Source organism: Gracilibacillus kekensis, assembly GCF_900143085.1.
Taxonomy (GTDB): domain Bacteria; phylum Bacillota; class Bacilli; order Bacillales; family Amphibacillaceae; genus Gracilibacillus; species Gracilibacillus kekensis.
Genome location: NZ_FRCZ01000008.1, coordinates 16,052 through 41,626, shown reverse-complemented (window position 1 = coordinate 41,626; position 25,575 = coordinate 16,052). Strand labels below are relative to the sequence as shown.

Below are 25,575 nucleotides of genomic sequence, written 5' to 3'. Positions count from 1 at the left end.
CCAGCCCTCACATAAGACACAAACTGCGAATTAACTGATGGTACTTATGAATGCAAGTGGTAATTTTGAAATGTTTTATTTACTAAACATTCGCTTCGGCTGTCCACTTCCCTTTCCGTGGGGTTTTCCCTTCAGCTAACTTTTTCAAGCAAAGAACACATGAAAAAGTGGATCTTCAGGAAAAACGATCCCACAGGAGTGAAAGTGGGCGGCCTACGCTATAAATATGCTCTACAATGGTTGCGACAGTGATCATTCAGAGCTGTCTATAATAATATTAGGCTAATTATTTTAAAGTCATTATTTCAATTCTCGAATTCAATGTAGAATTTGAGCTAGCGCAGGCGTCCACTTCGACTCCTAGGGGATTAGCGCGATCTGAAGATCCACTTTGTAAAGTGATCTTCTTTACAAAGTTAGCTGAAGACGCGCCCCCTGGAAAGCGAAGTGGGCAAGCCGGAGCGACTGTTACGCACATATTTTCGTTCAAAATTATCACGACTCTTACTTAACAGTTTAGTTTTAAACGAATTATCTTTCTTACATATAATCTCCATTTTAATCTATCGTCCTCTGTACCACAACAGATTATCGCTATAATTGTACTATAACACATTACTGTGGATAACAATTATAGCGTCAACCGACTTAATCTTCCTTTTATCGACAATTTACCCACAAAATAAGAACATGTGTAGAAGAATAATGCACATATTGTCAAACTTGTGGATAACTCTTGATAAATCATTGCAATTCTTGTCTTAATTTGATATTATATTTGTGTTTTAGTTTGTTAGTAAAGTAATTCTAAGTAATCTTTATCCACAGGTTGTGGATAAAGTGTGGACAATAGTTCACAGCTTGTATATTAATTTATACACACACATGTGGAAAACTTAATTTGTAGGTTTTCCGTTTTTTTATCAATGTAAATCTATCCACATGTTATTATACATGTAGTGATCTTTATTCTAGTAATTGAAAGGAGGGAATTTCGTGGAAAACATAGAAGATTTATGGAGAAATACACTTGAAATTATCAAAGAAAAAGTTAGCAAACCCAGTTATGACACGTGGTTGAAAAATACTTCCGTTGATCAATTAAAAGAAGATACAGTAATTATTTCTGCTCCTAATGAATTTACTAGAGACTGGTTAGAATCTCGCTATACTACTATCATTGCAGAAGCATTATATGAATTAACTGGAGCTAAATTGACCGTTAAATTTGTGATTCCAGAAAGTTTAGATGAATCAACAGAAGAATTTACTCAAATGAAAAAGAAAAAAACCGTACCAACTACAAATAATGATTCTTCACCTAAATCGATGTTAAATGATAAGTATACTTTTGAAACGTTCGTTATTGGATCTGGAAATCGATTTGCCCATGCTGCTTCCTTAGCCGTAGCAGAAGCACCTGCTAAAGCCTACAACCCGTTGTTTATCTATGGTGGTGTTGGTTTAGGAAAAACACACTTAATGCATGCAATAGGTCATTACGTATTGGATCATAATCCAACAGCAAAAGTAGTTTATCTTTCATCCGAAAAATTTACCAATGAGTTTATTAATTCGATCCGTGACAATAAAGCTGTTAATTTTCGAAATAAATATCGGAATGTAGATGTCCTTCTAATAGATGATATTCAATTCTTAGCAGGAAAAGAACAAACACAGGAGGAATTCTTCCATACATTTAATACATTACATGAAGAAAATAAACAAATTATTATTTCCAGTGATCGACCTCCGAAAGAAATACCTACATTAGAGGATCGATTACGATCTCGTTTTGAATGGGGATTAATTACAGACATAACACCTCCAGACTTAGAGACCAGAATTGCTATTCTGAGGAAAAAGGCTAAGGCTGAAGGGCTGGATATTCCTAATGAGGTCATGTTATACATTGCAAATCAAATCGATACGAATATTCGAGAATTAGAAGGTGCGCTTATACGCGTTGTCGCTTATTCTTCTCTAATTAATCAGGATATTGATGCTCCTTTAGCTGCAGAAGCTTTAAAAGATATTATTCCTTCTTCAAGACCTAAAGTGATCACTATCCAACATATACAAGAGGAGATTGGCAAGCGCTATAATGTAAAACTAGAAGAATTCACAGCTAAAAAGAGAACTAAATCCATCGCTTTTCCAAGACAAATTGCTATGTATTTATCAAGAGAATTAACTGATTTTTCTTTACCTAAAATTGGGGAAGAATTTGGTGGGAGAGATCATACCACTGTTATTCATGCTCATGAAAAAATCACTAAACTTATGGGAAGCGATCAATTACTAAGTAAAGAGATCGAAGAAATTAAGGAACAATTAAAATCTATGTAGAAAAACTTTTCAGTGATATAATTGTGAAAACTGTGGATAAAAAGTGCAAGGTCATAAACATCTTATCCACATCTGGATAACTCGTTCTACTTTCTAATTATTCACTTATCCACATATTCACAGGCCCTATTACTATTATTACGGTATTATATTAATAATAAATAAATATATTCCTCAAGGAGGATAAGAATGAAAATTGTAATTAATAGAGATAAATTAATAGAAAGTATTCAACATGTAACAAAAGCTATTTCTTCTAAAACGGCTATTCCAATCCTGGCAGGATTAAAAGTACAAGCTACGGCTAATGGGATTACTTTAACTGGGAGTAACTCAGATATCACGATTGAATCTTTTATTCCAATCGAGGAAGAAGGTATTCAATTTATTGATGAACTCGAACAAGGTGAAATTATCGTACATGCAAAGTATTTCCCAGAGATAATCAGAAAACTGCCATCTTCTACTGTAGAAATTAATGCAGATGAGAACTTACAGATTACTATTCAATCTGGACATGCTGAATTTCATTTGAACGGACAGGATGCAGATGAATATCCACAAATTTCTCAGATTCAAACAGAAACAAATTTTGAATTACCAATCAATTTAATCAAAGATATGATTAAACAAACCGTATTTGCAGTTTCTACTTCTGAAACAAGACCGATTTTAACAGGGGTAAATATAAAAGTTGAAGGAGACCATCTGCATTTTATAGCAACAGATAGTCACCGTTTAGCAGCTAACAAACTGCCATTGAATAATACCATTGAAGAATTTCCTTTTGATCAAGTCGTCATACCAGGAAAAAGTTTGAATGAATTAAGCAAAATACTAGACGATACAGAAGATAAACTTCAAATAAGCATTTCAGAAAACCAAATAGCATTCCAAACGAATCACTTATATTTTCTTTCCCGACTATTGGATGGAAAATATCCAGAAACATCTCGCTTAATTCCAGAAGAAAGTAAAACAGTTATTCATGCAGACACAAAAAATTTACTTCAGGCAGTTGATCGTGCATCATTATTAGCTAAAGATAACCATAATAATGTGATTCGATTACAAACAAAAGAAGATCAAACAATTGAAATATCTAGTAACTCTCCTGAAATAGGAAAAGTGGAAGAAGAAATATCTGTCGCTAAAATTGATGGTGAGGAATTAAAAATATCATTTAGTTCAAAATATATGATCGATGCGTTAAAGATTATGGAAAGCGATCAAGTGAAAATAGAGTTCACTGGAGCAATGAGACCATTTATCATAAAACCTATTGATCATGATCAAATACTACAATTAATTTTACCCGTACGAACGTTTTAAAGATAAAATGAATTGATGAAGTAATTAAAAGGTATAAGTAAAACTTCGGGACTTGTTAAAAGAGGAACAAATTATTTGTTCCTCTTTCGATTGTTTATAACCATAAATCTAGAATAATTAGCAGGTTTGCTTTTCTATTTTGCAAATGTTTAGTAAAATAGATAGAAGGGCTATACTAAATACCAATATCTTTGTTAACTAAAAGTAGGTGAAAAAATGAAAGAAAACATTGAAATATCAACAGATTATATCCAACTCGGTCAACTTCTGAAATTAGCCAATATTTTAGAATCTGGTGGCATGATTAAAGTTTTTTTACAAGAAAATGGTGTCTATGTCAACGATGAAATAGAAACAAGACGAGGTAAAAAGCTTTATCCGGGGGATACAGTCTTTGTCGAAGATGTTGGTACGTTCGTGGTATCAAAACGTGAGCAATAAGGTTAAATTCGAAAGGAAATTCGAATGCATATACAACAATTAAGTTTAACCAACTATCGTAATTACCATCAATTATCTGTACAATTTGATGATAAAATAAATGTCTTTATTGGGGAAAATGCTCAAGGTAAAACAAACCTCATGGAAGCTATTTATGTTTTAGGATTCTCAAAATCACATCGTACAACAAAAGATAAAGAATTGATTCAGTGGGAGCAAAACTATGCTAAAATAGAAGGTAGTATATTTAAGAGAAAACAGAAATTCCCACTAGAAATTCAAATTAATAATAAAGGTAAGAAAGCTAAATTAAATCATCTTGAACAGAAACGTCTTAGTGACTATATCGGAGCATTAAACATTGTCATGTTTGCTCCAGAGGACCTTAACCTTGTAAAAGGCAGTCCTCAAATACGAAGGCGTTTCATTGATATGGAAATTGGGCAAATTCAACCTATCTATATTTATCACCTCGGGCAATATGTCAAAATATTAAAACAAAGAAATCATTTACTCAAACAGTTACAAAAACGAAAAAACGATGATGTAACAATGCTTCGTGTATTAACAGAACAAATGACTGAACATGCTGCAATTATTTTAGAAAAACGTTTCTTATTTATGAAACGTTTACGATCATGGGCATATGAGATACATAAAGGCATTAGTAGAGGTATAGAAGAACTGAGTCTCCAATATGCTGCTACTATTAATGTATCCGAGGATGATAATAAGCAAAGAATAATAAATGTCTTACAAGAAACGTTTACTTCGATCGAGAATAAAGAAGTGGAACGTGGCACGACGTTAATAGGTCCACATCGGGACGACCTTCTATTTTATGTGAATGGTAAAAACGTGCAAACATACGGATCTCAAGGTCAGCAAAGAACAACAGCACTATCTTTGAAACTGGCAGAAATTGAGCTTATTTACCAAGAAATAAATGACTATCCCATTTTGCTATTAGATGATGTGTTAAGCGAATTGGATGATTTTAGACAATCTCATTTATTAGATACAATTGAAGGAAAAGTCCAAACCTTTGTCTCAACAACTAGTGTCGACGGTATCGATCATCAAACACTAGAAAAGGCAGAGATTTTTAAAATAGATAATGGAAAAATAATTGAGTAAAAAGTAGGGATATCATGTTTATTCACATTGGAGATGACCATGTCATTCAATCTAAAGATGTGATTGGAATCATTGATTATAGTTTAGTAACGTCCTCAACGATAAATGAGGAAATGCTTGAACAGTTAAAAGCAAAAGAGCAAGTCGTTGTATCTGATGAAGAACTTACGAAAGCAGTAGTTATTACTTCTGGTCAAGTATATTACAGTCCTTTATCTGTTTTAACATTGAAGAAACGAGCAAGTATGATTTCTACCATTAGCAGGCTGGAGGATTACTCGGAAGTAAGTGACGAAGAATAGATAATTAAAGAGAAAATGCAGGTGATTGAAATGACAATGGAAGAAAATTTACCAATAGAACAGGCTTATGATGCGGATCAAATACAAGTGTTAGAAGGTTTAGAAGCTGTACGAAAAAGACCGGGTATGTATATCGGTTCTACCAATGAAAGAGGGTTACATCATCTTGTTTGGGAAATTGTCGATAATAGTATCGATGAGGCACTGGCTGGATATTGTGATCATATTCAGGTTTTTATTGAAGAGGACAATAGTATTACAGTTACCGATAATGGTCGTGGAATTCCTGTCAGTACACATGAAAAGACAGGTCGTCCTGCTGTAGAAGTAATTATGACGGTATTACATGCTGGTGGAAAATTTGGTGGCGGTGGTTATAAAGTATCTGGTGGACTGCATGGTGTTGGGGCTTCGGTAGTAAATGCCCTCTCCAGTGAATTAGAAGTCTATGTTCATCGGGATGGACAATTACATCATTTGAGTTTTAACAGAGGTAAGCCAAATAATGACTTACAAGTAATCGGTGAAACAGATATCTCTGGTACTAAAACTCATTTTAAGCCAGATCCGGATATCTTCACTGAAACCATTGAGTTTCAGTATGATATTTTAGCTACTAGGTTACGAGAACTTGCCTTTTTAAATAAAGGTTTATCGATCTCTATTCAAGATAAACGAGAAGACAGAGAATTAGAAACCTTTCATTACGAAGGTGGAATTGGTTCATATGTAGAACATTTAAATCGATCAAAAGAGGTTTTACACGAACCGTTTTACGCAGAAAAAGAAGAAGATAATATTCAAGTGGAAGTTGCATTACAATATAATGATGGTTTTGCAAGCAATATTTATTCGTTCGCAAATAACATCAGTACTCATGAAGGTGGGACACACGAATCTGGGTTTAAAACCGGTTTAACACGTGTGATCAATGATTATGCTCGAAAGAAGAACTTATTTAAAGAAAATGATCCTAATTTAACAGGGGATGATGTCAGAGAAGGTCTAACTGCGATCATTTCCGTTAAGCACCCTGATCCTCAATTTGAGGGACAAACCAAAACAAAATTAGGAAATAGCGAGGCACGAACTATTACGGATTCCGCTTTTAGTGAATTATTCTCGAAATTCCTTTTTGAGAATCCAAATACTGCTCGAATTATTGTCGATAAAGGTTTAATGGCTTCTAGAGCTCGAATGGCAGCTAAAAAAGCGAGAGAATTAACGAGAAGAAAAGGCGCTCTTGAGATATCCAACCTTCCTGGTAAATTAGCAGATTGTTCTTCACGAGATGCGAAAATTAGTGAGTTATATATCGTAGAGGGTGACTCTGCGGGTGGTTCAGCAAAACAAGGGAGAGATCGTCATTTTCAAGCGATCCTGCCACTAAGGGGTAAAATTCTGAACGTGGAAAAAGCAAGGTTAGATAAAATTTTGTCTAATAATGAGATACGTTCGATGATTACAGCACTTGGAACCGGAATAGGTGAGGATTTTGATATATCTAAGGCCCGTTATCATAAAATTGTGATTATGACTGATGCCGATGTAGATGGCGCACATATTAGAACGTTATTGTTAACCTTTTTCTTCCGTTTTATGAGACCGTTAATTGATTATGGTTATGTTTATATTGCACAGCCGCCACTTTATCAAGTGAAGCAAGGTAAAGCGATCCATTATACGTACTCAGATAAAGAATTGGACCTATTATTAGCGGAATTACCAAAACAACCAAGACCTGGTTTACAGCGGTATAAAGGTTTAGGGGAAATGAATGCAACACAGCTTTGGGAAACAACAATGGATCCTGATCAACGAACTTTGTTACAAGTTAGTTTAGAGGATGCAATGGAAGCGGATCTCGTTTTTGACATGTTAATGGGGGACAAAGTGGAGCCGAGACGAAACTTTATCCAGGATAATGCCGTTTATGTCAAAAACTTAGATATTTAAACAATAGATAGAATCACTAGCGAAAGTTCACGTCTTCCTGCAGTGAAATAGGAGGTAATTAAATATGGTGGATCATAATCGTCCACAAGTACAAGAAATTAGTTTAGGGCAAGAAATGCGTACATCTTTTTTAGATTATGCTATGAGTGTTATTGTCGCTCGTGCCTTGCCAGATGTTAGAGATGGTATGAAACCCGTGCATCGTCGAATATTATATGCATTAAATGATCAAGGTATGCATGCAGATAAGGCATACAAAAAATCAGCTCGTATTGTCGGTGATGTAATCGGTAAATACCACCCACACGGTGACTCTGCTGTTTATGAAGCCATGGTAAGAATGGCTCAGGATTTCAGTTATCGTTATATGCTTGTAGATGGTCACGGTAATTTTGGTTCTGTTGATGGTGATCCACCAGCTGCAATGCGTTATACCGAAGCAAGAATGTCTAAAATTTCAATGGAAATGTTAAGAGATATCAGTAAAGATACCATTGATTATACCGATAATTATGATGGTTCAGAAAGAGAACCAAAAGTGTTACCAGCAAAGTTTCCCAATCTTTTAGTAAATGGTGCATCTGGTATAGCAGTAGGGATGGCAACAAATATTCCACCACATCATTTAGGTGAAACGATTGACGCTATTCTAGCTATCAGTGAAAATCCTGAGATTTCTATTACAGAATTGATGGAAGAATATATATTTGGACCTGATTTTCCAACTGCTGGACAAATATTAGGTAGAAGTGGTATTCGCAGAGCATTTGAAACTGGTAAAGGATCAGTTACGATCCGCTCTAAAACAGAAATAGAAGAACAAGCCAATGGTAAGTCACGAATACTAGTGTCTGAACTTCCTTATCAAGTCAATAAAGCAAAATTGATTGAAAAAATTGCTGATTTAGCACGAGATAAACGTATTGAAGGAATTACAGATTTACGAGATGAGTCGGATCGTAATGGTATGCGGATTGTGATTGAATTACGCAGAGATGCTAATCCAAATGTCGTTCTAAATAATTTATATAAGCAAACATCGCTGCAAACCTCTTTTGGTATTAATATGCTCGCCTTAGTCGATGGGCAACCAAAAGTATTAAATTTAAAGCAATGTTTAGAGTATTATTTAGCACATCAAAAAGAGATTATTACAAGAAGAACACAATATGAGTTAAATAAAGCGGAAGCTCGTGCCCACATATTAGAAGGTTTACGTATCGCATTAGACCATATTGATGAGATTATTACATTGATTCGAGGTTCACAAACTACTGAAATTGCCCGTGAAGGTTTAATGAATCAGTTTAAGTTATCCGAAAAACAAGCACAAGCTATTTTAGATATGCGTTTGCAACGTTTAACTGGATTAGAACGAGACAAGATTGAAGAAGAGTATAATCAAATCATGGAATTAATTGACGAGTTAAAAGCTATTTTAGCTAATGAAGAGAAGATTTTAGAAATCATCCGTGAAGAATTATTAGAAATTAAAGAAAAATTCAATGATGAAAGACGAACAGAAATCATTTCAGGTGGAGTCGACCTTATTGAAGATGAGGATTTAATTCCAGAGGAAAACATTGTCGTTACCTTGACACACCGAGGTTACATCAAACGACTGCCAGCCTCTACTTATAGAGCACAACGTCGTGGAGGACGTGGTGTACAAGGAATGGGTACAAACGAGGATGACTTTGTCGAGCATTTAGTATCGTGTTCTACCCATGATACAGTGTTATTTTTCTCGAATAAAGGGAAGGTATATCGTGCAAAAGGGTATGAAATTCCTGAATTCAACCGTACAGCAAAAGGTATTCCAATTATTAACCTGTTAGAAGTAGAACAAGGTGAGTGGATTAATGCGGTTATTACGGTGAAAGAGTACAAGGAAGATTGGTATTTGTTCTTCACAACCAAACATGGTATATCTAAACGTACAGCACTCCCACAATTCGCCAATATCCGTAAGGGTGGTCTTATTGCACTTAATTTACGGGATGAAGATGAATTAATATCAGTTAGGCTGACAGATGGCAATAAAGACATTCTAATTGGTACGAAAAACGGCTATGTGATTCGATTCGAAGAGAGTCAGATTCGCTCAATGGGAAGAACAGCAGCAGGTGTAAAAGGTATTTCCTTACGTGCAGATGATGAAGTCGTCTCTATGGAAATTATGGAGGAAAGTCAATATGTTCTCAATGTAACAGAACATGGTTATGGAAAACGAACCATTGTCGATGATTACCGAAGAACAAATCGTGGAGGAAAGGGTATCTTCACATGTAACATTACCGAAAAAACCGGTAGAGTGGTGGCAGTGAAAACTGTTACGGAAGATGAAGACATTATGATAATGACCATTTCAGGTGTGTTAATTAGAATGCAAGTAGAGGGTATCTCTACGACTGGAAGAAATACGCAAGGTGTTCGACTCATTCGATTACAGGAAGAAGAAAGAGTAGCAACTGTTGCTAAAGTAGATCCTGAAGATGAAATTGAAGAAGTCATTGAGGAAGCAGAAGAGACAGAAAAATAATATAGGGGTGTGATCCGATTGCAGGTGCATCCACATCAATTAAAACCTGGGTGTATAATTACTAAAGAAGTGATAGGCAAATCAAAACATCCGATCATAGAAAAAGGTACAGTAGTTGAAGAAAAGCATATTAAGGCATTGGAACACTTTAATATTGATATCATTGAAGTCTCGGATAAATTACAATCAGGCAGTGCATATATACCAAATTCCTATGATCATAAAGAATTGAATAACCAAATAAATGTACAAAGGGAGTCTAAGACTTCCTTTGATACTTTATATCTCCAAGCGGTTTCTGATTATAAAGCGATGTTTAATAAATGGCAAGGTGGAGGCTCTGTTGATATTTATCTGGTACGCAAAATTATGATGCCCTTATTTAATTATTTAAAGGATATAAGTTTAGATTTATTTTTACTACATAAATTTGCTACCAAAGAGGATTATTTTTATCATCATGGAGTAGCGGTATCGTTATTATCCGCACATTTAGCAAAGAAAATGGGTTATGAAAAAGAGTGGATTCAGGTAGGTATCGCTGGTATTCTGGTTGATAGTGGGATGGCTAAGCTTAGTGAAAATTGGTTAATGAAAGAATCCAGACTGACGATTGCAGAATATGAGGAAATTAAAAAACATCCAACATTGTCTTATCGAATGGTAGAAGATATTCCTTCTGTAACAAAAGAGATGAAGCTTGCTATACTTCAACACCATGAGAGAATTGATGGAAGCGGATATCCAATAGGTGTGAAAGAAGAAAAAATCCACACCTATGCTAAAATAATTGCTGTAAGTGATACCTATCATGCGATGACTTCTGAACGGGTTTATCGTAAAAAGCAGTCTCCGTTTAAAGTTGTTGAGGAAATGTTGAAACTGAAATACCATAAATTTGACTATCCAGTTCTTCAAAAATTTGTGGATACCTTAATGAACTATACAATAGGGACACGTGTAAAACTATCCACTGGTAAGGAAGCATTTATTGTATTTATTGATCAAAACGCCCCAACAAGACCAATGGTACGCCTAATGGACAGCACAGAAATAATCGAATTAAAAGATAAACCAGCAATATTTATCGACAGCATTATAACAGATTAATGAAACACGGGGACGGTTCTCGTGTTTCATTTTTTATATTTTTACTGGCTGATTATCTTAAATGTTAAATGTGTGAAATTTCTTTTTTATTATGTAAACTCTTACATTATTGGTTTAATAATATTATGTAATAAAGCAATTTGACTAGGTAAAAAAAAAGGTTGAAAAACAATGAAACATATCGTATTGTAATTAACAATAGTTAAGTAGATAAGCCCCAATGTAAAGTGAGACTGCGACTCAGGGGGAGTTTTTAAACTCCACTGATGGCTAGCGAGACTTATCAGGATTTACTCCGTGATAAAGAGAAATCGCTTGTGATAGAGATCTTTATTCCTCTCCATTATTCATTAATAATTATACAATATAAATATTCAAGGAGGTTCCCTAAATGAGAACAGACAAATTTAGCAAAGAAGGTTTAACGTTTGATGATGTACTTTTATTACCTGCAGAGTCTAATGTATTGCCAAGAGATGTATCTGTTAAAACAAAGCTATCAGACAATATCACGCTAAATATTCCATTTATTAGTGCTGGAATGGATACAGTGACAGAAGCTAAATTAGCTATTTCTATTGCTAGACAAGGTGGTATTGGTGTTATACACAAAAACATGTCCATCGAAGAACAAGCAGAACAGGTGGATCGTGTAAAACGTTCGGAAAGTGGAGTAATAACCAATCCATTTTTCCTATTGCCGGATCATCAAGTATTTGACGCTGAACATTTAATGGGAAAATTTCGTATTTCTGGTGTGCCAATCGTTAATAATGAAGAAGAGCAAAAACTAGTAGGGATTCTAACCAACCGTGATTTACGTTTTATTGAAGATTACTCTATTAAGATATCAGATGTGATGACGAGCAAAAACTTAGTAACAGCACCAGTAGGGACCACTTTGGAGGAAGCTAGTAAAATCTTGCAAGAGCATAAAATTGAAAAGCTCCCACTAGTAGATGACAACAAAGTTCTCAAGGGCCTTATCACCATTAAAGATATCGAAAAAGTGATCGAATTCCCTCATTCTGCTAAAGATAAACAAGGACGGTTATTAGCAGGTGCTGCAGTTGGTGTTACTGCGGATTCGATGGTACGTATTGATAAACTAGTCGAAGCAGGTGTCGATGTGCTTGTGATAGATACCGCACATGGCCATTCACAAGGAGTAATTGAACAAGTACAACGAGTTAGAAATAAATACCCTGAAATTGATATAATTGCAGGCAATGTTGCCACAGCTGAAGCTACCAAAGCATTAATAGAAGCTGGTGCGAATATTATCAAAGTCGGTATTGGACCAGGCTCTATCTGTACGACAAGAGTGGTTGCAGGGGTCGGTGTTCCTCAAATTACTGCAGTTAATGACTGTGCAATGGAAGCACAAAAGCATAATATTCCTGTTATTGCCGATGGTGGCATTAAATATTCAGGCGATATTGCAAAAGCAATTGCTGCAGGTGCACATGCAGTTATGCTAGGAAGTCTGTTTGCAGGTGTATCAGAAAGCCCTGGAGAAACAGAAATTTTCCAAGGTAGAAGATATAAGGTTTATCGCGGAATGGGGTCTGTTACATCCATGAAATCCGGTTCAAATGATCGTTATTTCCAAGATTCTCAAGATGCTAAGAAATTAGTACCAGAAGGAATTGAAGGTCGTGTTGCATATAAAGGACCATTGGCTGATACGGTTCATCAATTAATTGGTGGATTAAGATCTGGTATGGGATATTGTGGAGCTGCAAATATAGAAGGGTTACGAAATGATGCAGTCTTTATCCGAATGACAGGAGCAGGATTGAGAGAAAGTCATCCTCATGATGTACAAATTACAAAAGAATCACCGAATTATTCACTATCATAAAGTGTATGATCAGTTGTTTGGCCTTGATAAAAATAGTTAATAAAATAAAGAAAACTTGGGAGTACCAAGTTTTCTTTTTCTCTTAATGGACGCACAATAGTCATAAAGCGTTATTTTCTATTTTGTATAGTTGTGATAAAATAATTGCATGCAAAAAAATAGGTGGAGGTAGGAAAGAGTGAAGTATTTTATAAGAAAAGTAAGTGTTTTGATGATGATAACATTTTTAATGCTTACTACATATTCAATGACTAACAATTCAGTACAGGCTGCAGAGAATATTGAAGTAGAGGCAGAATCTGCTATTATAGTGGATGCTAAAACAGGGAAAATTTTATATGAGAAACAATCTGATTTAAAATTACCTCCAGCTAGTATGACGAAAATGATGACAGAATATTTAGTATTGGAAGCAATTAGTGAAGGTCAATTCAGCTGGGATACAACTACTCAAATTAGTGATTATGCGTATTGGTTATCATCCAATAACAGTTTCTCTGGTATTGGGTTAATTCAAGACAAAGATTATACAGTTCGACAGCTTTATGAAGGAATGGCAATTATTTCCGATAATGCTACAACGGTTGCTTTAGCTGAATTAGTGGCAGGATCGGAAGGCGAATTTGTTAAAATGATGAATGAAAAAGCAGAAGAACTCGGGCTGCAAGAATATAAATTTGTGAACTCTACGGGTTTATCCAATTCAGATTTAGGAGAATATCATCCTGAAGGAACAGAGGCAAATGCGGATAACTTACTTTCTGCAAGGACTTCCGCACTATTAGCTTACCATTTGGTGAACGATTACCCTGAAGTCTTAGATTTTTCAAGTATGACGACATCAGAGCTGGATGGCAGAGAGTTAGAAAATTGGAATTGGATGTTACCATGGGAAGATAATAATTTTACTCAATATGGCTATGATGGTGTAGACGGTTTAAAAACAGGACATACAGAAGCAGCCGGATACTGCTTTACCGGGACGGCACAACAAGGAGATCGAAGAGTTATTACAGTTGTGATGAAAACTGAATCAATGGAAAAACGGTTTGTAGAGACAAAAAAATTAATGGAATATGGTTTCACACAATTTGAAGCAACAGAGTTATTCCCAGCTGGTTACCAACTAGAGGGTGAATCCATTTTGCCTGTATCTAAAGGTAAGGAAAAAGAAGTAGAAATAGCAACTGCGGAACCAATGGAAACCATGATTAAAAATGGTGAAGAAGAGCAATATACGATTAGTTATCAAATTGATGAGGACAAGCTGGATGAAGATGGGAGCTTAATCGCACCTATCGAATCTGGTGAGAAAATTGGAGAAGCTATTCTTCAATACTCAGGAGAAGTAGACAATGGATATATTGAAGGCGAAGGTAGTGAACAAAGCGTAGATTTAGTTACAAAAAGTGCTGTAGAGAAATCTAATTGGTTTATGCTATCCTTAGGAGCTATTGGTGACTTTTTCAGTTCTATTTTCACAACAGTAGTGGATTTCTTTAAAGGTCTATTTTCATAATAAAAATTCGACTTCTATCATTTAGGGTTTTATACCTCCACGATGCTGGTCGACACTATTAGGGAGTATCCGTCCATTTTTTCAGGCTTGTGATCTATGGACACTTGAAGTGAGGGATTTACAAACGGTTAAAACCGTGATAAATCCTATGGAAGCAGTTGGCATTTAAGAAATATTTGTTATATAATGTATAAGGAATTAAATGTATTTATATAGAGTAGAGATCATTTAGGAGGAACAAAAGAATGTCTAAAATAGGTACAGATCGAGTAAAAAGAGGTATGGCTGAAATGCAAAAAGGCGGCGTCATTATGGATGTTGTTAATGCGGAACAGGCCAAAATTGCAGAGGAAGCCGGTGCTGTAGCAGTTATGGCATTAGAACGAGTGCCATCAGATATTCGTGCAGCAGGTGGAGTTGCGCGTATGGCAGATCCCACTATTGTTGAAGAGGTAATGAATGCTGTGTCTATTCCAGTAATGGCAAAAGCTCGTATTGGACATATTGTAGAAGCTCGTGTATTAGAATCAATGGGTGTCGACTATTTAGATGAAAGCGAAGTATTAACACCTGCTGATGAAGTATACCATTTAAATAAAAGAGATTTCACGGTCCCATTTGTGTGTGGCTGTCGTAACCTAGGTGAAGCAGCTCGCCGTATTGGTGAGGGTACGTCAATGTTACGTACCAAAGGTGAGCCAGGTACAGGGAACATCGTGGAAGCAGTTCGTCATATGCGTGAAGTAAATGGACAAGTTCGTACACTAGTAAACATGTCAGTAGATGAAGTGATGACATATGCTAAAGAATTAGGTGCACCATATGAAGTTTTATTAGATATTAAGGAAAATGGTCGCTTGCCTGTTGTTAACTTTGCTGCAGGTGGTATTGCAACACCAGCGGATGCTGCATTAATGATGCAACTAGGTGCTGATGGTGTATTTGTAGGATCTGGTATCTTTAAATCAGATAATCCTGCCAACTTCGCAAGAGCGATTGTAGAAGCAACAACACATTATGAAAACTACGAATTAATTGCAAAAGTATCAAAAGGAATTGGTACAGCGATGAAAGGTTTGGAAATCGGTACAATTGCTCCTGAGGAACGTATGCAAGATCGTGGTTGGTAAGTAGTGAGGAGTAAAAGGTAATGGTTAAAATAGGAGTATTAGGCTTACAAGGAGCTATTGCAGAACATGTTCGTTCTGTGGAGGCAACGGGTGCACAAGCTATGATTATCAAGCATAAAGAACAATTAGATGAAATAGATGGATTGATCATCCCTGGTGGCGAAAGTACAACGATGAGGCGATTAATTGATAAATATGACTTTTTTGATGCTTTGGTAGCTTTCGGTAAAAAGGACAAACCTATTTTTGGTACATGTGCAGGGTTAATCTTACTTGCTAATCAAATTGTTGGACAAGAAACGAATCATCTTGCTCTAATGGATATTAAAGTAGAACGAAATGCCTTCGGACGACAAAAAGAATCGTTTGAAACCGAACTTGAAATAAAAGGTGTAGCTGACGATTTTGAAGCAGTTTTTATCCGTGCCCCATATATTGCGGAAGTAGGTCCGGAAGTAGAAGTGTTAGCTACTTATAATGATAACATTGTAGCCGCACAACAAGGTCATTATTTATGTAGTGCCTTCCATCCAGAATTAACAGATGACCATCGACTGACTGAATATTTTGTCAATATGGTGAAAAACTAATAAGATAGTATTAAAAGCGATGAAAGGAACTAGTAACTTATTCTTTTTATTCAAGAGAGCCGATGGCTGGTGTGAATCGGTATAAAAAATAAGTGAATCCATCCTTGAGTAGTATACGGAAAAAGAAGTATACTCGGTGATAAACCGTTATCCAAAACGAAGCCGGGAGAAGTCTATTCTCCAATCAGGGTGGTATCGCGGGAAAACTCTCGTCCCTACTAAAAATCATTAGTAGGGATGGGGGTTTTTTATATGGTCAGCGAAGAAAGTGATTTTCTTCACGGGATAAGTAGTGTTGTAGACGGGATAATAAATGGTCTTCACGGGATAAAGTGCTCGCTTCACTGGATAACTCTTCATATCCCGTCAAGAGTGGCTATTATCCTGTGAAGATTAGAAATAACAATTTAAAAATTTAAGGAGGTTTTTTTATATGTTAGATATGAAAATGTTACGTAAAAATTTTGCAGAGGTGAAAGAGAAGTTAGCACACAGAGGTGAGAACTTAAGTGATTTAGATCGCTTTGGTGATTTAGATGAGAAGAGAAGAGAATTAATAGCAGAAACAGAGCAACTAAAAGCAAAACGAAACGATGTATCCCAAAAGATTTCTCAGCTCAAAAAAGAAAAAAAAGATGCCGATGAGATGATCACAGAAATGCGTGAAGTTGGGGATCGTATTAAAACAATTGACCAGGAATTAAAACAAGTAGAAGAAGAATTGGAAGTACTTATGTTATCAATCCCAAATATTCCCCATGAATCAACACCAATTGGTGAAACAGAGGATGATAATGTAGAAGTACGAAAATGGGGAGAAGTTCCAAACGTTAACTTTGAGGAAAAAGCTCATTGGGACTTAGCAACAGAATTAGACATCTTAGATTTTGAAAGAGCAGCAAAAGTAACGGGAAGCCGTTTTGTTTTCTACAAAGGATTAGGTGCCAGATTAGAACGGGCACTTATGAACTTTATGATGGACTTACATGCCGATCAACATGGTTATCAAGAGATGCTGCCACCATATATGGTGAATCGCACAAGTATGACAGGAACTGGCCAATTACCTAAATTTGAAGAAGATGCCTTTAAATTAGAGGATTGGGATTATTTCTTAGTACCAACAGCAGAGGTACCTGTAACCAACTATTATCGTGAAGAAATTCTAAAAGCTGATATCTTGCCACAGAAGTTTACTGCCTTTAGCGGTAGCTTCCGTTCAGAAGCAGGTTCTGCAGGTAGAGATACACGAGGATTAATTCGTCAGCATCAATTTAATAAAGTGGAGCTTGTTCAATTTGTGAAGCCAGAAGATTCTTATGATGTATTAGAAGAGTTAACCGGTCATGCGGAGAAAGTGTTACAATTATTAAACTTACCTTATCGCGTGATGAGTATGTGTACAGGTGACTTAGGTTTTACAGCTGCCAAGAAATACGATATTGAAGTATGGATGCCAAGTAACGAAACCTACCGTGAGATTTCTTCATGTTCTAACTTTGAAGATTTTCAAGCAAGACGAGCGGGTATTCGTTTCCGTCGTGAAGAAAAAGGAAAGCCTGAATTCGTGCATACCTTAAATGGTTCAGGTTTAGCGATTGGTAGAACCGTTTCTGCGATTCTTGAAAATTACCAACAAGCAGATGGTACCATTAAGATACCAGAAGTATTAGTTCCATACATGGGTGGGAAAACAGTAATCAAATAAGGTGAGTACGATTTTTTCAATCCCATACTGATCTTTAGAAAACCTATAAATATTTTCGCGATTATCAAAAAAAAATTAGATAATCGCGAAAATTCCATTGACTCATTTTTATGTATATGCTATATTATTACTTGTCGTTAGTCATCAAGGAGGAATACCCAAGTCTGGCTGAAGGGATCGGTCTTGAAAACCGACAGGGGTGTCAAAGCCCGCGGGGGTTCGAATCCCTCTTCCTCCTCCATTTATCTGAACACAAAATTGGAGATTATATATAACATAAATCGTTATCATTGGATAACGATTTTTTTATTACCTATAATGTATTTATAACCACATAAATAAAGGATGATTTATTATGAAAAAAAGTGTAGCATTTCTTGGTGCTGGATCGATGGCTGAAGCAATTATTGCTGGCATGACCTCCAATCAAATCGTATCAGCTCAACAAATTATTGCAACGAATCACTCCAACAAAAGTAGATTATTGGAATTAGAAGAGAAGTATCAGATTAAAACTTCACAAGATAGAAAAAAAGTAATTGAGCAAAGTGATGTCCTTATTTTAGCGATGAAACCGAAGGATATAAAAGTAGCTACAGCAGAATTAAAACCATTACTAACCGATGATAAGATTATTGTTTCTTTATTAGCAGGTATCTCCACTTCTTTTATTGAACAACAGTTAGGCACCAAAAATCCGGTGATACGTGTTATGCCGAATACCTCTGCAATGATCGGAGAATCAGCAACAACAATTGCTGCTGGAACTCATGCCAATACGGAGCAGATCAATTTGATTGAAGAGTTAATGACAGCAATTGGTACGACAACGGTTATTAATGAAGAAGATATGGATGCTTTTACTGCTTTAGCGGGCAGTGGTCCTGCCTTTTACTATTATATGGTAGAAGCCATTGAGCAATTTGCAGATGAAAAAGGACTTGATCAGGAAATTGCCAAACCATTAATGGTACAAACGATAAAAGGTGTCGCGAAAATGCTGGACGTTTCAGAAGATTCTCCACAAACGTTGCGTGAAAAAATCACCAGTCCTGGTGGCACAACAGAAGCAGGTGTGCAAACCTTAGCGGATCATCACTTCCAGCAAGCGATTAAAGCATGTTTGAATCAGACTACAGAGAGATCGAAAGAACTAAGGAAATTATTTGAAAAATAATATCAAAGCCTTGCTTTTTCAGTAAGTTTCTTTCATAATATCTTTTGTAGCGTTATTAAGGCCCTATAGCTCAGGGGATAGAGCGTTAGTTTCCTAAACTATGCGTCGCAGGTTCGAATCCTGCTAGGGCCGTTTTTTAATAGTAATTAAATTATAAAAAGAGCACCAACTAGAAGTGCTCTATTACTTAAACAATTTTCTAAGCAATCTTCCAGTTATTTTACCACTCACTCGTCTGCCCATTCGTTGTTTAACTCTACCTTTTCGAACGGCATTGACATCATTCAAAATTCTAAGTATTTTATATATATTAGACTTGAGACCCATAAGAGACTGCCTCCTTTTTTGATGTTTGTTCAATGGTTGTTTATTAATAGATGTTCTACTCTTTTCACGATCATTCTTTATTTCCATAAATAAAAGCATAGGAAGATGAAAAGGACAAAAGGTATTACAGAAAAAATGGCTATACTACCTGTTTTATTACCTTCTTTAAGTGTTTCTAAACCATGCACTATATTTCGATAAATAACAAAAACCATAATAATAATGATGATAAAGATTGGCATCTTAATCCCTCACATCTTCTAAGTTTGAATCATTGATCATTTTTCCGAATTCCATTTTTTCCAGTTCATACGTAACATTGATTTTTGCATTTGGATAAATATTTTTATGCCAATCTGCGTCTTCATACTCCTTTATGTCTTTGAAATGTTTTCGAATGTACAAAGACCAGTAAAACGCATCAGATTTGTAACTATTCTGTGTCTTTTCGATTAAGGCATTTGTTTTTTCTTCTAATCTTTGAGTTAGTGCTTCCTGCAGTGTTTGTTGATCTTTTTTACTCTGTGAATACATTATCAAACTCGGAATTGCAATAACTTCTACTTGAAAAGAGATGTTTACATCAATTTCCGTTGGCTTATTTTTATAATAATTTATGTTAATGATAGGTTCCTTTTTTTGATAATAATTATAGGAAATACGATATTCAGGCATTTTAGGGTCTGGGATAGTTGCCAAATAATCTTCCATCTCTAATGTTTTATCCAACATTTGAGCTACTCGGGTTTCTTCTCCATCAAGTATATCAATCATCTGACCTTCCTTAAATACTGCTGATCCCATAAACTGTGTAGGTGAACCACCTATTTGAGGAATCTCACCTGCAATATATTTATCCTCAAATCCTTCTGTATTCTTTTTTTGATCCGATTGTTCAGTGGTGGCATAAATAGCTAAAAATAAATCAGCGTCTCCCTCCGTAATTTGGAAAAAACGATGTAGAGTGGATTTAGGAATAATTCCGGTTTGAACCGCCCGATTCAGCATGAATTGATAGTATTTATGTGGTCGTTTTTCCATGATCGGTTCATTATTATTGATAAAATCAATTGCCTTTTCTTTTGAAACAAGCATCTGTACACTACGTCTTATTTGTGGTGTTCTAGAGGCAGATTGAATCACTCGAATAAAATCTTCTGATCGTGCTAATTCTTCCGATATGACAATAATCTTTGTGTGATCCAATGTAATCTTTTTTGATACAAATGAATTTGCTGTATAGGTAGAACTTAATATGTCGGAACCATTCACAGTTACAATTTCTGTTGGTGGTTCATCTGGTCCACTTTGTACAGCAGCAGAACCAATTTCAGGATTAGCAATTTGGTAAGTAAATGAATAGACCCCCTCTTGTTCCGTTTTGTCAATTCCAATAGCAATGACATAGGATTGTTGTTCTAATTCGATACGGTCATAACATCCTGATAATAGGATAGAAAATATTAATAAGACGATTACTCTAATCATTTTAACTCTCCTTTTCCCCAAGCAATTCCCCATAGCACGTACGGAAGAATAATGAAAAAGGGTGACATAATAGTAAGTAACATTTCACGAAGGATTAATTCATTGATAATTGAATTAAAGGGTAGTTGGCCAATCATAATGACGAGAAAACTAAAAGGTAGTAAAAGTGGTTCGAAATTACGTATAGCAAAGATCTCGCCAAATATCCATGTCGCGAGATAAATAAAAATAATAAACTTTAGAAAAGCTGCGAATAACCAAAACACCATAAAGAGTGTTTCTATATTGGTGAAAAAGTTTCCTAAATTAATAAATTGTGTCAAATCATGAAATGGAAATGCGATTTTTGCTATAGAATTATAATCAAAGACAGTGATGTATACAAAATAAAATAAAGTAATTTCAAATAAAGTAATGAAACTAGCAATAACAATTCCTTTGGAGAACATAGAGGACGCCTTCGTTACTTTATAGGCGATTAACAAGAAAAATAGTTCCGCAAAAAGAGATGCTTTTTTTACGCCTTCGGTTAATATATTGGTAATTCCTGATCCGAAAATAGGAAATACGCGCTGCATGACAACTTCGCCTAATGACAGAAGTATTACCAGGGAAGCAGAGATTTTAATAACTGTAAGAAATAACCATGAAGTTTCTCCAATTACTTCTATTCCTTTCTTGGCTCCAAAAAATACGATACCGATGAATATAAAAAATAACACTATTGTTGGAGATTTAGGAAAATACAGAAGTCCTATTTGTTCAATATAATTTCGGCTATCAAATGTAATTGTGAGTAAGGCAAATAAAAAAATAACGATTCCTATTCCCTTACCTATCCATTTTCCCGTAATAGCTTCCATTAATTCTATGAGATTTTTATCCTGGTATTTTTTAAGCAGATAAAGCATAATTAAAAATCCAGGGAAAATACAAATAAAAGAAAGGAGCGGAATCAGCCAGAATCCGTTTTGTGCCTTTTGTGCTAACAAAGCCGGCGTTGAGTCCGATAATTTAATTCCTACTAAAAGAAGCGTCATTGCTGCAATTTCTTTTATTCGTAAATAACCATTGTTTTGCATGATGCTTCACCCCACACCTTAGGATTTAGACTTCTTTTGAATATCTTTTGGATATAAATAACCTGGACGAAAAAGCTCTTTTTTTACAGGCTTGCGAAACACCGTATCTTCTGGAGAAAGAAAATGTGGTGACATCGGTGAGAAAAAAGGCACACCGAATGATTTAACAGAAGCAGCATACATAAAAAACAATAAAAACACCCCAGTTAGGGCAAGCATTCCAAATGCTCCCGCTGCTAGAATAAATACAAAACGCATTAAACGAACCATAAAGTTTATATTCAGGTCTGCTAAGGCAAAAGAAGATAAACCTGATAAGGCAGCAATTATGACAATAATAGGACTGATAATATTTGCTTCGACTGCAGCTTGTCCTAAAATTAAAGCACCTACAATACCAATCGTAGGACCTAATGGATTTGGTATTCTGAGTCCGGCCTCTCTAATTAATTCAAAAGCTATCTCCATGATTAAGACTTCAAATATTAATGGAAAAGGAACACGTTCTCGCGATGCAGTGATCGCCAGCAACAAATCTGGCGGAATCATTTCACTATGAAAATTTGATATTGCTACATAGGAAGCAGAAATCATTAACGTTAAATAGAAGCAAAGTAAACGAATGGCACGAGTAAAATTTCCGTATAAAAACCGTAAATAACGGTCTTCTGGTGAGTGAAAAAAAGACCAGAAGGTAACCGGAACGATTAAACAAGCAGAGGAGCTGTCCATTAATAATACAATAAACCCATCTTCTAAATACGAGGTTGCTTTATCTGGCCTTTCAGTATATAGCACGGTAGGAATTACGGAATATGGTCGCTCTTCTATGTATTGTTCTAATAGTTCTACGTTGCGGACACTATCAACCGAGATATTATTTAATTTCTCTCTTACCTGTTCTAGAATTTCATTGTTGACTACATCTTTTATATAAATCATATTAACTTCATTAATCGAGCGTTTTCCAATTTGGATTCCCTCATTGATTAATTGATTATTATGTAGTTGTTTTCGAATTAAAGACAAGTTAGTATTTAATGATTCAGTAAAGGCATCTTGTGGTCCTTTTACAGTCGGTTCATTTTCAGATTTGAAAATAGAGCGGTGCTGGAAATCTGCAACGTCCATCGCATAGGTTGAAGCATCTTCTTCGATAAAAAGTATAACTTTTCCACTATTCATGTATTGTATTACTTTACTAAACTCATTTGTTTCTTCGATATTTTCAATGGAGACAACATTCATTACCGTGTTGCCTTCATTTTCTAATAATGGCTTAATTACATGCATATCAATTTTAGAGCCATCAACGATGGAGCTGTAATAAAAAAGACAGCCTTCTTTATTATTGAACTTTATTTTGAGGGATCTCATTGAAAAATCTTTGTTGCGATTAGAAGAGAATAAATACTTCATTTCCTGTATATTTTTTTCAAGAGAATTGTATACTTTCTTCTTTTCAATAGAAGAAGGGGATTCTGACGATTTTTTTAAAAAACGAACCATAAAAGCACCTCATTCATAGATTCTAGTTGTTAATATATACAGTATTCGTTAGATTATGTAGTGTTAAAAATTACGATTAACCGTGAAAGAAAAATCTTTAAGTTTTTCTAAAAAATAAAGGAACGTAAAATCCACATTTTTATGACTTGCTTTCTTTTCTGAATTCGTTACAATATTAATGTAAGGGATTACAAAAAAGTTAATAACATTGAAAACGCCAACAATTTTTGAAGAGGTGATAAGATGGATATGACGAAAGTACCGGCAAGATCCGGGAGCCATAATGTAGAGGATCTTGATACATTACGAAAAGGTTTTGATTGGGAAGAAATAAAGAAAAACTTTAGCTGGTATAAAACAGGAAAGGTGAATGCTGCATACGAGGCAATTGACAGACATGCAGAAGATCCTGCTAAAAAAGACCAAGTGGCATTATTATATTCAGCTCCAGATCGAGAAGAAAGTGTCACTTTTGAACAGTTACGTAAACAAAGTAATAAAACTGCAAATATTTTCAAAAAATATGGTGTACAAAAAGGGGATCGTGTCTTTTTATTTATGCCGAGAAGTCCAGAGTTTTATGCAAATTTCTTTGGCATTCTTAAAGTAGGTGCAATTGCAGGTCCGTTATTCGAAGCATTCATGGAGCAGGCGGTTCGCGATCGTTTAGAAGATAGTGAAGCAACAATGCTCATTACAACACCCGAATTGTTAGAACGTGTTCCTGTTGACGATTTGCCAAATTTAAAGCAAATTGTTTTAGTAGGGGCGGATGATGTTAAGGATGACGGTTATATTAACTTTAATCAAGAAATGGAACAGGCGTCCGATCAATTTGAAATTGAGTGGGTAGATTTAGAAGATGGTATGCTGATTCATTATACATCAGGTTCTACCGGTAAACCCAAGGGTGTTTATCATGTGCACAATGCCATGATTCAGCATTACGCTACAGGTAAATGGGTAATTGACTTTAAAGACGACGATGTATATTGGTGTACGGCTGATCCAGGATGGGTAACAGGTACAAGTTACGGAATATTTGCTCCATGGCTAAATGGTGTGACAAATGTAATTAGAGGTGGTCGCTTTTCACCGGAGTCATGGTATGAGACGTTAGATAAACATAATGTAACGATATGGTATACAGCACCGACTGCTCTCCGTAAATTCGTAAGTGCTGGTGAGGAGTTAGTCAAACAGTATGATCTGTCTAGTCTGCGTCATATAATGAGTGTAGGTGAGCCACTGAATCCAGAAGTTATTACATGGGGATTAAGAGTGCTAGACTTACGCATTCATGATACGTGGTGGATGACAGAAACGGGTGCGATGTTAATTGTTAACTTACCTAGTATGGAAATTCGTCCTGGTTCGATGGGGAGACCAATACCAGGGGTAGATGCCGCTATTGTTGATAATGAAGGAAATGAATTGCCTCCAAATCAAATGGGGAATTTAGCCATTAAAAAAGGTTGGCCATCGATGATGCGTACGATTTGGAAAAATCCAGGTAAATTTGAAAGTTATTTTATCAATGGTTGGTATGTATCTGGAGATAGTGCGTATATGGATGAAGACGGTTATTTCTGGTTCCAAGGTCGCCTTGATGATGTAATCAACACTTCTGGAGAACGTGTTGGTCCATTTGAAGTTGAGAGCAAATTAATTGAGCATAAAGCGGTGGCCGAAGCTGGTGTCATTGGGAAGCCTGATCCAGAACGCGGGGAAATTATTAAAGCATTTATTACGTTAAATCCTGATTATGAAACATCGGATGAGTTATTAGAAGACATTCGTCAGTTTGTTAAAAAAGGTTTAAGTGCACATGCTGCCCCACGGGAAATTGAAATAAAGGATAGTATTCCAAAAACACGTAGTGGTAAAATAATGCGTAGATTATTAAAATCATGGGAATTAGGATTACCAACAGGAGACACATCCACATTAGAAGAATAATAAAAAGAGGCTAGCACATGTAACCCGTGCTAGCCTCCTGTCATTATCTTGGG

20 protein-coding genes, 2 tRNA genes and 1 other annotated feature are annotated in these 25,575 nt (G+C 35.6%); of the genes, 17 read left to right on the top strand and 5 right to left on the bottom strand.

Going from position 1 to position 25,575, the window contains the following annotated elements:
* Window positions 1–996: 996 nt before the first annotated feature.
* The 16 genes from dnaA (at window position 997) to BUC25_RS16575 (ending at window position 19,289) form a co-directional block, all read left to right on the top strand.
* Window positions 997–2,349, top strand: a complete 1,353-nt coding sequence (gene dnaA, locus BUC25_RS16650; RefSeq protein WP_073203013.1) for a chromosomal replication initiator protein DnaA — start codon at window positions 997–999, stop codon at window positions 2,347–2,349.
* A 189-nt stretch (window positions 2,350–2,538) separates the two neighbouring features.
* Window positions 2,539–3,681 carry a DNA polymerase III subunit beta gene (dnaN, locus tag BUC25_RS16645; protein WP_073203012.1) on the top strand — a complete coding sequence of 381 codons (1,143 nt, stop codon included), beginning with the start codon at window positions 2,539–2,541 and terminating at the stop codon, window positions 3,679–3,681.
* A gap of 216 nt (window positions 3,682–3,897) precedes the next feature.
* Window positions 3,898–4,122: a S4 domain-containing protein YaaA gene (gene yaaA / locus BUC25_RS16640; RefSeq protein WP_073203011.1), complete on the top strand. Its 225-nt coding sequence runs from the start codon at window positions 3,898–3,900 to the stop codon at window positions 4,120–4,122.
* 24 nt (window positions 4,123–4,146) lie between these two features.
* Entirely contained in the window at window positions 4,147–5,259 is a 1,113-nt protein-coding gene (recF, locus tag BUC25_RS16635; RefSeq protein ID WP_073203010.1) for a DNA replication/repair protein RecF, read from the top strand.
* Window positions 5,260–5,273: 14 nt separating this feature from the next.
* A complete protein-coding gene (remB, locus tag BUC25_RS16630; RefSeq protein WP_073203009.1) occupies window positions 5,274–5,561 on the top strand; it encodes an extracellular matrix regulator RemB in 288 nt (95 codons plus the stop codon).
* 30 nt (window positions 5,562–5,591) lie between these two features.
* The gene (gyrB, locus tag BUC25_RS16625) at window positions 5,592–7,517 is read left to right on the top strand and encodes a DNA topoisomerase (ATP-hydrolyzing) subunit B (protein WP_073203008.1); all 1,926 of its coding nucleotides are present in this window, start codon (window positions 5,592–5,594) and stop codon (window positions 7,515–7,517) included.
* 64 nt (window positions 7,518–7,581) lie between these two features.
* Window positions 7,582–10,059 (top strand): DNA gyrase subunit A, encoded by a 2,478-nt coding sequence (gene gyrA / locus BUC25_RS16620; RefSeq protein ID WP_073203007.1) that lies wholly within the window; start codon window positions 7,582–7,584, stop codon window positions 10,057–10,059.
* A gap of 24 nt (window positions 10,060–10,083) precedes the next feature.
* Window positions 10,084–11,169, top strand: a complete 1,086-nt coding sequence (locus BUC25_RS16615; protein WP_244535208.1) for an HD-GYP domain-containing protein — start codon at window positions 10,084–10,086, stop codon at window positions 11,167–11,169.
* A 391-nt stretch (window positions 11,170–11,560) separates the two neighbouring features.
* Window positions 11,561–13,033 carry an IMP dehydrogenase gene (gene guaB, locus BUC25_RS16610; protein ID WP_073203005.1) on the top strand — a complete coding sequence of 491 codons (1,473 nt, stop codon included), beginning with the start codon at window positions 11,561–11,563 and terminating at the stop codon, window positions 13,031–13,033.
* 178 nt (window positions 13,034–13,211) lie between these two features.
* Window positions 13,212–14,552, top strand: coding sequence for a D-alanyl-D-alanine carboxypeptidase family protein (locus BUC25_RS16605; protein WP_073203004.1), 1,341 nt, complete (start codon window positions 13,212–13,214; stop codon window positions 14,550–14,552).
* A 245-nt stretch (window positions 14,553–14,797) separates the two neighbouring features.
* Complete coding sequence (gene pdxS / locus BUC25_RS16600; protein WP_073203003.1) at window positions 14,798–15,682, top strand: pyridoxal 5'-phosphate synthase lyase subunit PdxS; 885 nt, start codon at window positions 14,798–14,800, stop codon at window positions 15,680–15,682.
* A gap of 20 nt (window positions 15,683–15,702) precedes the next feature.
* Window positions 15,703–16,272 carry a pyridoxal 5'-phosphate synthase glutaminase subunit PdxT gene (pdxT, locus tag BUC25_RS16595; RefSeq protein WP_073203002.1) on the top strand — a complete coding sequence of 190 codons (570 nt, stop codon included), beginning with the start codon at window positions 15,703–15,705 and terminating at the stop codon, window positions 16,270–16,272.
* A 10-nt stretch (window positions 16,273–16,282) separates the two neighbouring features.
* Window positions 16,283–16,492, top strand: a binding site (T-box leader).
* 213 nt (window positions 16,493–16,705) lie between these two features.
* Window positions 16,706–17,980: a serine--tRNA ligase gene (gene serS / locus BUC25_RS16590; protein WP_073203001.1), complete on the top strand. Its 1,275-nt coding sequence runs from the start codon at window positions 16,706–16,708 to the stop codon at window positions 17,978–17,980.
* A gap of 148 nt (window positions 17,981–18,128) precedes the next feature.
* Window positions 18,129–18,221: transfer RNA gene (locus tag BUC25_RS16585), tRNA-Ser, on the top strand.
* Window positions 18,222–18,335: 114 nt separating this feature from the next.
* The gene (gene proC, locus BUC25_RS16580) at window positions 18,336–19,157 is read left to right on the top strand and encodes a pyrroline-5-carboxylate reductase (RefSeq protein ID WP_073203000.1); all 822 of its coding nucleotides are present in this window, start codon (window positions 18,336–18,338) and stop codon (window positions 19,155–19,157) included.
* Between the two features lie 59 nt (window positions 19,158–19,216).
* Window positions 19,217–19,289 (top strand) — tRNA-Arg (locus tag BUC25_RS16575).
* Between the two features lie 51 nt (window positions 19,290–19,340).
* On the opposite strand, the gene BUC25_RS19465 is transcribed toward BUC25_RS16575, so the two are convergent.
* From BUC25_RS19465 to BUC25_RS16560, 5 genes are all read right to left on the bottom strand, one after another.
* Window positions 19,341–19,484 (bottom strand): hypothetical protein, encoded by a 144-nt coding sequence (locus BUC25_RS19465; RefSeq protein WP_170862724.1) that lies wholly within the window; start codon window positions 19,482–19,484, stop codon window positions 19,341–19,343.
* Window positions 19,485–19,561: 77 nt separating this feature from the next.
* Window positions 19,562–19,726: a hypothetical protein gene (locus BUC25_RS19460; protein ID WP_170862723.1), complete on the bottom strand. Its 165-nt coding sequence runs from the start codon at window positions 19,724–19,726 to the stop codon at window positions 19,562–19,564.
* A 1-nt stretch (window position 19,727) separates the two neighbouring features.
* Window positions 19,728–20,972 carry a Ger(x)C family spore germination protein gene (locus BUC25_RS16570; protein ID WP_139251851.1) on the bottom strand — a complete coding sequence of 415 codons (1,245 nt, stop codon included), beginning with the start codon at window positions 20,970–20,972 and terminating at the stop codon, window positions 19,728–19,730.
* The gene (locus tag BUC25_RS16565; RefSeq protein WP_073203111.1) at window positions 20,969–22,054 is read right to left on the bottom strand and encodes a GerAB/ArcD/ProY family transporter; all 1,086 of its coding nucleotides are present in this window, start codon (window positions 22,052–22,054) and stop codon (window positions 20,969–20,971) included. The genes BUC25_RS16570 and BUC25_RS16565 overlap by 4 nt, the downstream gene beginning before the upstream one ends.
* Window positions 22,055–22,072: 18 nt before the next feature.
* Window positions 22,073–23,563, bottom strand: a complete 1,491-nt coding sequence (locus BUC25_RS16560; protein ID WP_073202998.1) for a spore germination protein — start codon at window positions 23,561–23,563, stop codon at window positions 22,073–22,075.
* 243 nt (window positions 23,564–23,806) lie between these two features.
* On the opposite strand from BUC25_RS16560, the gene acsA reads away from it, so the two are divergent.
* Window positions 23,807–25,522, top strand: a complete 1,716-nt coding sequence (gene acsA / locus BUC25_RS16555) for an acetate--CoA ligase (protein ID WP_073202997.1) — start codon at window positions 23,807–23,809, stop codon at window positions 25,520–25,522.
* The last annotated feature ends 53 nt before the right edge of the window (window positions 25,523–25,575 follow it).